A 10,197-nucleotide genomic window follows, 5' to 3' on the forward strand; every position below is an offset into this window, starting at 1 on the left:
ACGTGCGGAGTGTCACCACGACTTTGTAGTGTGGTAGCACAACGCAATACGGACGACGTAGCACAACAAGAAGAGGAGAGGCGCACCTAGCCGCCGCCGGTCCTCGGTAGTGGCCCCCGGGGGAAAGCGAGCCCCGGGTGCTTCGATCGAAGACCGGCCCGCACAGCCCGGAGCGCTTCTCCGCAACCGTCCCTCTGCCACACGGGCAGCGACGGGACGAAGACGAGGAGATAACGCTAGTGGAGAACGAGACCCACTACGCCGAGGCCGTCATCGACAACGGCACCTTCGGCACCCGCACCATCCGCTTCGAGACGGGCCGCCTGGCCAAGCAGGCCGCCGGCTCCGCCGTGGCGTACCTGGACGACGACACCATGGTGCTGTCGGCCACCACCGCCTCCAAGAACCCCAAGGACCAGCTCGACTTCTTCCCCCTCACGGTGGACGTCGAGGAGCGGATGTACGCCGCCGGCAAGATCCCCGGCAGCTTCTTCCGCCGCGAGGGCCGTCCCTCCGAGGACGCGATCCTCACCTGCCGCCTGATCGACCGCCCGCTGCGCCCCTCCTTCAAGAAGGGCCTGCGCAACGAGATCCAGGTCGTCGCCACGATCATGGCGCTCAACCCCGACCACCTGTACGACGTCGTCGCGATCAACGCCGCGTCCGCGTCCACGCAGCTGGCCGGCCTGCCCTTCTCCGGCCCGATCGGCGGCGTCCGCGTCGCGCTGATCAGCGGCCAGTGGGTGGCCTTCCCGACGCACACCGAGCTCGAGGACGCCGTCTTCGACATGGTCGTCGCGGGCCGCGTCCTGGAGGACGGCGACGTCGCGATCATGATGGTCGAGGCCGAGGCCACCGAGAAGACCATCAAGCTGGTCGAGGGTGGCGTCGAGGCGCCGACCGAGGAGGTCGTCGCGGCCGGTCTGGACGCCGCGAAGCCCTTCATCAAGGTGCTCTGCAAGGCCCAGTCGGACCTCGCCGCCAAGGCCGCCAAGCCGACCGGCGAGTTCCCGATCTTCCTGGACTACCAGGACGACGTTCTCGAGGCCCTCACCGCCGCCGTCAAGCCGGAGCTCGCCTCCGCGCTGACCATCGCCGGCAAGCAGGAGCGCGAGTCCGAGCTGGACCGCGTCAAGGCGCTCGCCGCCGAGAAGCTCCTCCCGGAGTTCGAGGGCCGCGAGAAGGAGATCTCCGCCGCGTACCGCTCGCTGACCAAGACCCTGGTCCGTGAGCGCGTCATCAAGGAGAAGAAGCGCATCGACGGCCGCGGTGTCACCGACATCCGCACCCTGGCCGCCGAGGTCGAGGCCATCCCGCGGGTCCACGGTTCCGCCGTGTTCGAGCGTGGCGAGACCCAGATCCTGGGCGTCACCACCCTGAACATGCTCCGCATGGAGCAGCAGCTGGACACCCTCTCCCCGGTGACCCGCAAGCGCTACATGCACAACTACAACTTCCCGCCCTACTCCACCGGTGAGACGGGCCGCGTCGGCTCCCCGAAGCGCCGCGAGATCGGCCACGGCGCCCTCGCCGAGCGCGCCCTCGTGCCGGTCCTGCCGACGCGCGAGGAGTTCCCCTACGCGATCCGCCAGGTCTCCGAGGCGCTGAGCTCCAACGGCTCGACGTCCATGGGCTCGGTCTGCGCCTCCACCATGTCGCTGCTGAACGCCGGTGTGCCGCTGAAGGCCCCCGTCGCCGGTATCGCCATGGGCCTGATCTCCCAGGAGATCGAGGGCGAGACGCACTACGTCACCCTCACCGACATCCTCGGTGCGGAGGACGCCTTCGGCGACATGGACTTCAAGGTCGCCGGCACCAAGGAGTTCGTGACCGCCCTCCAGCTCGACACCAAGCTGGACGGCATCCCGGCCTCCGTCCTGGCCGCGGCCCTCAAGCAGGCCCGTGACGCCCGCCTCCACATCCTCGACGTGATGATGGAAGCGATCGACACGCCGGACGAGATGTCCCCGAACGCCCCGCGGATCATCACCGTGAAGATCCCCGTGGACAAGATCGGCGAGGTCATCGGCCCCAAGGGCAAGATGATCAACCAGATCCAGGAGGACACCGGCGCCGACATCACGATCGAGGACGACGGCACGATCTACATCGGCGCGGTCGACGGACCGTCCGCCGAGGCCGCCCGCACCACGATCAACGGCATCGCCAACCCGACCATGCCGGAGGTCGGCGAGCGCTACCTGGGTACGGTCGTCAAGACGACCACCTTCGGCGCGTTCGTGTCGCTGCTCCCGGGCAAGGACGGTCTGCTGCACATCTCGCAGATCCGCAAGCTCGCCGGCGGCAAGCGCGTGGAGAACGTCGAGGACGTCCTCGGTGTGGGCCACAAGGTCCAGGTCGAGATCGCCGAGATCGACTCCCGCGGCAAGCTCTCCCTGATCCCCGTGATCGAGGGCGAGGAAGGCTCGGACGAGAAGAAGGACGACGCCGACAAGTGACGTCCCAGCGCTCCAAGGCGACGGCCCGCACCTCTTCGGAGGCGCGGGCCGTCGCCCGTACCCAAACCCTCATCAAGGGCGAGAACGGCATCGGCACGGTCCGCAAGACCACCCTCCCCGGCGGCCTGCGCATCGTCACCGAAACCCTGCCCTCGGTCCGCTCCGCGACCTTCGGCATCTGGGCGCACGTCGGCTCCCGCGACGAGACCCCGGCCCTGAACGGCGCCACCCACTACCTGGAGCACCTGCTCTTCAAGGGCACCAGCCGCAGGTCGGCCCTGGACATCTCCGCCGCGCTCGACGCGGTCGGCGGCGAGATGAACGCGTTCACGGCGAAGGAGTACACGTGCTACTACGCACGCGTGCTCGACAACGACCTGCCGCTGGCCATCGACGTCGTCTGCGACATGCTGACCGGCTCGCTCATCCGCGAGGACGACGTCAACGTCGAGCGGGGCGCCATCCTCGAAGAGATCGCCATGACCGAGGACGACCCGGGCGACTGTGTGCACGACCTGTTCGCGCACACGATGTTCGGCGACAACCCCCTCGGCCGCCCGGTCCTCGGCACGGTCGACACGGTCAACGCCCTCACCGCCGACCGCATCCGCCGCTTCTACAAGAAGCACTACGACCCGACCCACCTGGTCGTCGCCTGCGCCGGCAACATCGACCACGCCAAGGTCGTCCGGCAGGTCCGAGCCGCCTTCGAGAAGGCCGGCGCCTTCGGCGACCTCGCCGCCGACCCGGTCGCCCCGCGCAGCGGCACGCGGGCCCTGCGCACCGCGGGCCGCGTCGAGCTGATCGACCGCAAGACCGAGCAGGCGCACGTCGTGCTCGGCATGCCGGGCCTGGCCCGCACGGACGAGCGGCGCTGGGCCCTGGGCGTGCTGAACACCGCCCTGGGCGGCGGCATGTCCTCCCGCCTCTTCCAGGAGGTCCGCGAGAAGCGCGGCCTCGCCTACAGCGTGTACTCGTACACCTCGGGCTTCGCCGACTGCGGCCTGTTCGGCGTCTACGCCGGCTGCCGGCCCTCGCAGGTGCACGACGTGCTGAAGATCTGCCGCGACGAACTCGACCAGGTCGCCGAGCACGGCCTCTCGGACGACGAGATAGGGCGTGCGATCGGCCAGCTCCAGGGGTCCACGGTCCTCGGCCTGGAGGACACCGGCGCGCTGATGAACCGCATCGGCAAGAGCGAGCTGTGCTGGGGCGAGCAGATGTCCGTCGACGACATGCTGTCCCGGATCGCGTCGGTCACCCCGGACGACGTCCGCGAGGTGGCCCGCGAGATCCTGGGCCGGCGGCCCTCCCTCTCGGTCATCGGCCCGCTGAAGGACAAACAGGCGGCCCGCCTGAACGACGCCGTCGCCTGACAATCCCCCTGGTGAAGGAAGCACAAGAGATGAGCAAGCTGCGCGTGGCGGTCCTCGGCGCCAAGGGCCGGATCGGCTCGGAAGCCGTACGAGCCGTCGAGGCCGCCGAGGACATGGAACTGGTCGCCGCCCTCGGCCGGGGCGACAAGCTGGAGACGCTGACCGAATCCGGCGCCCAGGTCGCGGTCGAGCTGACCACGCCCGACTCGGTCATGGCCAACCTCGAGTTCTGCGTCGGCCACGGCATCCACGCGGTCGTCGGCACCACCGGCTGGACCGACGAGCGCCTCGCCCAGCTGAACGGCTGGCTGTCCGCCGCACCCGAGACGGGCGTGCTCATCGCGCCGAACTTCTCCATCGGGGCCGTGCTGAACATGAAGTTCGCGCAGATCGCGGCACCGTACTTCGAGTCGGTGGAGGTCATCGAGCTCCACCACCCGAAGAAGGTCGACGCCCCGTCGGGCACCGCCACGCGCACCGCCCAGCTCATCGCGTCGGCTCGCGCCGAGGCGGGTGCCGCCCCGGCACCGGACGCCACGGAGACGGCCCTGGACGGCGCGCGGGGCGCGGACGTCGACGGCATCCCCGTGCACTCCGTCCGCCTGCGCGGTCTGCTGGCTCACCAGGAGGTCCTGCTGGGCGGCGAGGGCGAGACGCTGACCATCCGCCACGACTCGCTCCACCACAGCAGCTTCATGCCGGGCATCCTGCTCGGCGCCCGCCGCGTGGTGAGCACCCCGGGCCTGACGTTCGGCCTGGAACACTTCCTGGACCTGAACTGAGCCTCTGACCGTCATGCGCGCGAAGCTCACCTACGCCGTCACCGCCGCCGTCCTGGTCGTCTACTTCGTCCTGGTCGGCAGCCGTGGCGTCCTGCTCATCGAGACCGGCACGCCCCTCACCGTCACCTTCGGTGTCGCCGTGCTGATCCTGCCGGTCATCGGCCTGTGGTTCCTGTGGAAGAACACCCAGTTCGCCCGCAGGGCCAATCAACTCGCCGCCGAACTCGACGCCGAGGGCGGGCTGCCCGTCGACGAACTGCGGCGCACCCCCAGCGGCCGCATCGACCGCGACTCGGCCGACGAGGTCTTCGCCAAGCGCAAGGCCGAGACGGAGGACGCCCCCGGCGACTGGCGCACCTGGTTCCGTCTCGCCGTCGCCTACCACGACGCCCGGGACACCCCGCGCGCCCGCAAGGCCATGCAGCACGCGATCGCCCTGCACGACGGCAAGCAGTCCGAAGCCGCCTGAACCGCGGCCCACTCATGACGGTGGGGCCCGACCGTGAGAACGGTCGGGCCCCACCGTCATGAGACCGAGGACGTCAGCGTGGGCCGTACTCCTCGGCCCACGCCTCCACCGCGTCCGCCGCCCGGTCGAAGGCCTCCGTGCGGCCCAGGAAGTCCGCGTTGTGCGTCGTCATCAACGGCGTCGGGGTGGCGGCGTCCTGGCCCTGGCGCCCGAGCAGCAGAGCCTGCCCCTGCACGGTCCGGGGCAGAGCCAGCCAGCGCACCGGCTGCTGCACCGTACGCACGGAGACGACCTGCTCCCAGGACGCCGTACGCGTCGTGAGGAAACCCACGTGCCGCAGCCCGCGCGCGCTGACCCACACGCCCATGCGCAGCAGCCGCATCGCCGCGGCGATGACGAGCAGCGCGAGCGCGAACACCACGGCGGCCGAGGTCAGTTCGGCCGTCACAGCGATGATGACGGCCGCGAACAGCACGAACGAGGCGAGCAGCAGCGCGAGCGCCGCGACGCCCACGCGCCAGGGCCCGGGCCGGTACGGCCGCCGCCAGCGGTCACGGTCGTCGTAGGGCAACGGAACGTCGTCCGCCGCCTCGAAAACGCGGTCGGCCGTCAGGAAGGGCAGGGGCACGGCGGGTCCTCACTCGATCCATGCGTGGGCTGTGCCCGGTGAGGCTACCGATCTGTGTGCCCGGTCACCACTGGCGGGGGGCCGGATGGAGTCACCGCCGCAGCGGTGCGGTTCAGCGCTTCTCGGACGCCTGCGACTGCTGCGGCTGATCAGCCGTCTTGCCGGGCGTCAGCGCGGGCGTCCCGATGACCAGGGACCCCACGAGCCCCGCCACGATGGTGAGCCCCAGCAGCCAACGGCCGGCCATCTGACCGACGGACGACCGCTCGCGCGGAGGGGGAGTGACATTGCTGCGGAACCTGTCGGCCTCGGCTACGAAGGCAAACGGTACGGGTTCACGCCGACCGAACATCAGGGGTACGTCTCCTTCAAGGGTGGAACGGATCACTTTCGTCTGTAGAGACGAACGAACTCCCTCAGAGGTGCCCTGTTTCACCAACTTCATAGCGGCACGCCACCGATCGCACCGAATCGGCCGGGCCGTAGAGTGGCGTCGCCACACGACGAGATGGGAAGGCCCTGCCAACCGTGACCGACACTCCCGCCGACGACCTCAAACCCAGCTACCGCAGCGACGTCACCGTCGAGCTGGTCAAGCACACCGCGTCCGACGCGGACGTCCTCTTCGCCGCCCGCGTCTCGACCCTCGGCGAGCAGTCCCTGGACGAGCTGAAGAAGGACCCCGAGCGTTCCAAGGGCCTGATCAACTACCTGATGCGGGACCGGCACGGCAGCCCCTTCGAGCACAACTCGATGACCTTCCTCATCAGCGCCCCGATCTTCGTCTTCCGCGAGTTCATGCGGCACCGCGTCGGCTGGTCGTACAACGAGGAGAGCGGCCGCTACCGCGAGCTCCAGCCCGTCTTCTACGTCCCCGACGAGTCCCGCAAGCTGGTCCAGGAGGGCCGCCCGGGCAAGTACGTCTTCGTCGAGGGCACCCAGGCCCAGCAGGAGCTGACCGGCCGTGTCATGGAGGACTCGTACCGGCAGGCGTACGAGGCCTACCAGGAGATGCTCGCCGCCGGCGTCGCCCGCGAGGTGGCCCGTTCCGTCCTCCCGGTCGGCCTGTACTCCTCGATGTACGCCACCTGCAACGCCCGCTCGCTGATGCACTTCCTCGGCCTGCGCACCCAGCACGAGCTGGCCAAGGTCCCGTCCTTCCCGCAGCGCGAGATCGAGATGGTCGGCGAGAAGATGGAAGCCGAGTGGTCCCGGCTCATGCCGCTCACCTACGCGGCCTTCAACGGGAACGGACGCGTGGCGCCGTAACGCGGCCCAGATCACCCGGTCAGGTACAGATGTACGGTTCAGCCGTGCGAAGTGTCCGTATTGCGGCATTTGGAGAAGTTCATCTAGCCTGATCAAACGGGTCCGGCACTGCTTGAACCCCCGAGCAGGCAGTGCCGGGCTCCACCTTTGTCACGACTTGTCGCCTGCCCCATGGGCAGACCCGGTCCTGAGCAACGAGTAGCGTGTAACCCATGGCTCCGACCTCGACTCCGCAGACCCCCTTCGGGCGGGTCCTCACCGCCATGGTCACGCCCTTCACGGCGGACGGCGCACTCGACCTCGACGGCGCGCAGCGGCTCGCCGCCCACCTGGTGGACGCAGGCAACGACGGCCTGGTCATCAACGGCACCACCGGCGAGTCCCCGACCACCAGCGACGCGGAGAAAGCGGATCTCGTACGGGCGGTCCTGGAGGCGGTCGGAGACCGTGCCCACGTGGTGGCCGGAGTCGGCACCAACGACACCCACCACAGCATGGAACTCGCCCGGGCGGCGGAGCGCACCGGCGCTCACGGCCTGCTCGTCGTGACCCCGTACTACAACAAGCCCCCGCAGGAAGGCCTCTACCGGCACTTCACGGCCGTCGCCGACACCACCGGCCTTCCGGTGATGCTCTACGACATCCCCGGCCGCAGCGGCGTCCCGATCAACACCGAGACGCTCGTCCGCCTGGCAGAGCACCCGCGGATCGTCGCCAACAAGGACGCCAAGGGCGACCTCGGCCGAGCGAGCTGGGCCATCGCCCGCTCCGGTCTCGCCTGGTACTCCGGCGACGACATGCTGAACCTGCCCCTGCTCTCGGTCGGCGCGGTCGGCTTCGTCTCGGTCGTCGGCCACGTCGTCACCCCCGAGCTGCGCGCCCTGGTCGAGGCGTACACCTCGGGCGACGTCCAGAAGGCCACCGAGATCCACCAGCGACTGCTCGCCGTCTACACGGGTATGTTCCGCACCCAGGGCGTCATGACCACCAAGGCTGCGCTCGCCCTGCAGGGGCTGCCCGCCGGGCCGCTGCGTGCCCCCATGGTCGAGTGCGCGCCCGAGGAGATCGAGCAACTCAAGATCGATCTTGCCGCGGGCGGGGTACAGCTCTGACATCAGACTTCGCGCGGACCCCCGCGCACCTGCTTCACAACTGAATAAGCGGGCCACCGGTGCCCGCGCACCCCACACAGACAACTGCTTCTGCACGAACGTCACGCGCGCCACGTGCCCCACCGGTACGTGGCGTGCGTGGTGAGGAGAGTCTTTTGAGTCATCCGCATCCCGAACTCCGCACGCCCCCGCCGCTCCCCGAAGGCGGCCTGCGCGTCACCCCGCTCGGCGGCCTCGGCGAAATCGGCCGCAACATGACGGTCTTCGAATTCGGCGGCCGCCTTCTCATCGTCGACTGCGGCGTGCTCTTCCCCGAGGAGGAGCAGCCCGGCATCGACCTGATCCTGCCGGACTTCTCGTCCATCAGGGACCGCCTCGACGACATCGAGGGCATCGTGCTCACGCACGGGCACGAGGACCACATCGGCGGTGTCCCCTTCCTCCTGCGCGAGAAGCCCGACATCCCGCTGATCGGCTCCAAGCTGACCCTCGCCCTCATCGAGGCCAAGCTCCAGGAGCACCGCATCCGCCCCTACACCCTCGAGGTGGCGGAGGGGCACCGCGAGCGCATCGGCCCCTTCGACTGCGAGTTCATCGCGGTCAACCACTCCATCCCGGACGCGCTGGCCGTGGCCATCCGCACGCCTGCGGGCATGGCGGTCCACACCGGTGACTTCAAGATGGACCAGCTCCCGCTGGACAGCCGCCTCACGGACCTGCACGCATTCGCACGTCTGAGCGAGGAGGGCATCGACCTCCTCCTCTCGGACTCGACGAACGCCGAGGTGCCGGGGTTCGTCCCGCCGGAGCGGGAGATCTCCAACGTTCTGCGCCAGGTCTTCGCCGGCGCCCGCAAGCGCATCATCGTCGCGAGCTTCGCCAGCCATGTGCACCGCATCCAGCAGATCCTGGACGCGGCACACGAGTACGGCCGCCGCGTCGCCTTCGTCGGCCGCTCCATGGTCCGCAACATGGGCATCGCGCGGGACCTGGGCTATCTGAAGGTCCCCCCGGGCCTGGTCGTGGACGTCAAGACGCTCGACGACCTCCCGGACAGCGAGGTCGTCCTGGTCTGCACGGGCTCCCAGGGCGAACCGATGGCGGCCCTGTCCCGCATGGCCAACCGCGACCACCAGATCCGCATCGTCCAGGGCGACACGGTGATCCTCGCGTCGTCCCTGATCCCCGGCAACGAGAACGCGGTCTACCGCGTGATCAACGGCCTCACCCGCTGGGGCGCCAACGTGGTCCACAAGGGCAACGCCAAGGTCCACGTCTCCGGCCACGCCTCCGCGGGCGAGCTGCTGTACTTCTACAACATCTGCCGTCCGAAGAACCTGATGCCGGTGCACGGTGAGTGGCGGCACCTGCGGGCCAACGCCGAGCTGGGCGCCCTGACCGGCGTCCCGCACGACCGCATCGTCATCGCTGAGGACGGTGTCGCCGTCGACCTCGTCGAGGGCAAGGCCAAGATCTCCGGCAAGGTCCAGGCGGGATACGTCTACGTGGACGGCCTCTCGGTCGGTGACGTCGGCGAGCCGGCGCTGAAGGACCGCAGGATCCTCGGCGACGAGGGCATCATCTCGGTCTTCCTCGTCATCGACTCGTCCACCGGGAAGATCACCGGCGGCCCGCACATCCAGGCCCGCGGCTCCGGCATCGAGGATTCCGCCTTCGCCGACGTGGTCCCCCGGATCACGGAGGTGCTCGAACGCTCCGCGCAGGACGGCGTGGTCGAACCCCACCAGCTTCAGCAGCTCGTACGCCGCACGCTGGGCAAGTGGGTCTCGGACACCTACCGGCGCCGTCCGATGATCCTGCCTGTGGTGGTGGAGGTCTGACGGTCCGTCGGGCCTGAGCAAGCGCCAACTGGGAGCGGGGCGCCTCGATTTGCATCGAGGCGCCCCGCTCCAGTAGGTTTACAACTCCTCCCGACGGGGCACCCGGGCCAACTTAGGCACTAGGAACCATGTCCGGCCGGGGAGGGGAATTCCGACTCAGAACTTCTGATAAAGTCGGAACCGCCGGAAAGGGAAACGCGCAAGCGGGAACCTGGAAAGCACCGAGGAAATCGGATCGGAAAGATCTGATAGAGTCGGAAA

The 10,197-nt window shown here is 69.0% G+C and carries 9 protein-coding genes; 7 read left to right on the top strand and 2 right to left on the bottom strand.

Going from position 1 to position 10,197, the window contains the following annotated elements:
* Positions 1 to 239: 239 nt before the first annotated feature.
* Genes IE153_RS36585 through IE153_RS36600 form a run of 4 tightly spaced genes read left to right on the top strand, consistent with a single transcriptional unit; the run spans position 240 to position 5,086 of the window.
* Positions 240 to 2,459: a polyribonucleotide nucleotidyltransferase gene (locus IE153_RS36585; protein ID WP_189594000.1), complete on the top strand. Its 2,220-nt coding sequence runs from the start codon at positions 240 to 242 to the stop codon at positions 2,457 to 2,459.
* On the top strand, positions 2,456 to 3,835 hold the full coding sequence (locus IE153_RS36590) for a M16 family metallopeptidase (protein WP_185012210.1): 1,380 nt from the start codon (positions 2,456 to 2,458) through the stop codon (positions 3,833 to 3,835). Before IE153_RS36585 ends, IE153_RS36590 begins: the two co-directional genes overlap by 4 nt.
* A gap of 29 nt (positions 3,836 to 3,864) precedes the next feature.
* Complete coding sequence (dapB, locus tag IE153_RS36595; protein WP_189594001.1) at positions 3,865 to 4,617, top strand: 4-hydroxy-tetrahydrodipicolinate reductase; 753 nt, start codon at positions 3,865 to 3,867, stop codon at positions 4,615 to 4,617.
* 13 nt (positions 4,618 to 4,630) lie between these two features.
* A complete protein-coding gene (locus IE153_RS36600) occupies positions 4,631 to 5,086 on the top strand; it encodes a hypothetical protein (protein WP_031109934.1) in 456 nt (151 codons plus the stop codon).
* Positions 5,087 to 5,159: 73 nt separating this feature from the next.
* Here IE153_RS36600 and IE153_RS36605 read toward each other — a convergent pair whose 3' ends face one another.
* Both IE153_RS36605 and IE153_RS36610 read right to left on the bottom strand, forming a co-directional pair.
* Positions 5,160 to 5,714 carry an SCO5741 family PH domain-containing membrane protein gene (locus tag IE153_RS36605; RefSeq protein WP_189594002.1) on the bottom strand — a complete coding sequence of 185 codons (555 nt, stop codon included), beginning with the start codon at positions 5,712 to 5,714 and terminating at the stop codon, positions 5,160 to 5,162.
* Positions 5,715 to 5,826: 112 nt separating this feature from the next.
* Positions 5,827 to 6,066 carry a hypothetical protein gene (locus tag IE153_RS36610; protein WP_175435088.1) on the bottom strand — a complete coding sequence of 80 codons (240 nt, stop codon included), beginning with the start codon at positions 6,064 to 6,066 and terminating at the stop codon, positions 5,827 to 5,829.
* Between the two features lie 176 nt (positions 6,067 to 6,242).
* Between IE153_RS36610 and thyX the strand changes: the two genes are divergently transcribed.
* From thyX to IE153_RS36625, 3 genes are all read left to right on the top strand, one after another.
* The gene (thyX, locus tag IE153_RS36615; RefSeq protein ID WP_031109938.1) at positions 6,243 to 6,983 is read left to right on the top strand and encodes an FAD-dependent thymidylate synthase; all 741 of its coding nucleotides are present in this window, start codon (positions 6,243 to 6,245) and stop codon (positions 6,981 to 6,983) included.
* A gap of 212 nt (positions 6,984 to 7,195) precedes the next feature.
* On the top strand, positions 7,196 to 8,095 hold the full coding sequence (gene dapA / locus IE153_RS36620; protein ID WP_189594003.1) for a 4-hydroxy-tetrahydrodipicolinate synthase: 900 nt from the start codon (positions 7,196 to 7,198) through the stop codon (positions 8,093 to 8,095).
* A 155-nt stretch (positions 8,096 to 8,250) separates the two neighbouring features.
* Positions 8,251 to 9,936 (top strand): ribonuclease J, encoded by a 1,686-nt coding sequence (locus IE153_RS36625; protein ID WP_189594004.1) that lies wholly within the window; start codon positions 8,251 to 8,253, stop codon positions 9,934 to 9,936.
* Positions 9,937 to 10,197 lie beyond the last annotated feature (261 nt).

Origin of the sequence: Streptomyces massasporeus (genome assembly GCF_014648995.1) — a bacterium.
GTDB lineage: Bacteria > Actinomycetota > Actinomycetes > Streptomycetales > Streptomycetaceae > Streptomyces > Streptomyces massasporeus.

Coding starts and splice junctions, on each gene's coding strand:
- IE153_RS36610 (WP_175435088.1), bottom strand. CDS start 6,066: ATGTTCGGTCGGCGTGAACCCGTACCGTTTGCCTTCGTAGCCGAGGCC.
- dapA (WP_189594003.1), top strand. CDS start 7,196: ATGGCTCCGACCTCGACTCCGCAGACCCCCTTCGGGCGGGTCCTCACC.
- IE153_RS36600 (WP_031109934.1), top strand. CDS start 4,631: ATGCGCGCGAAGCTCACCTACGCCGTCACCGCCGCCGTCCTGGTCGTC.
- dapB (WP_189594001.1), top strand. CDS start 3,865: ATGAGCAAGCTGCGCGTGGCGGTCCTCGGCGCCAAGGGCCGGATCGGC.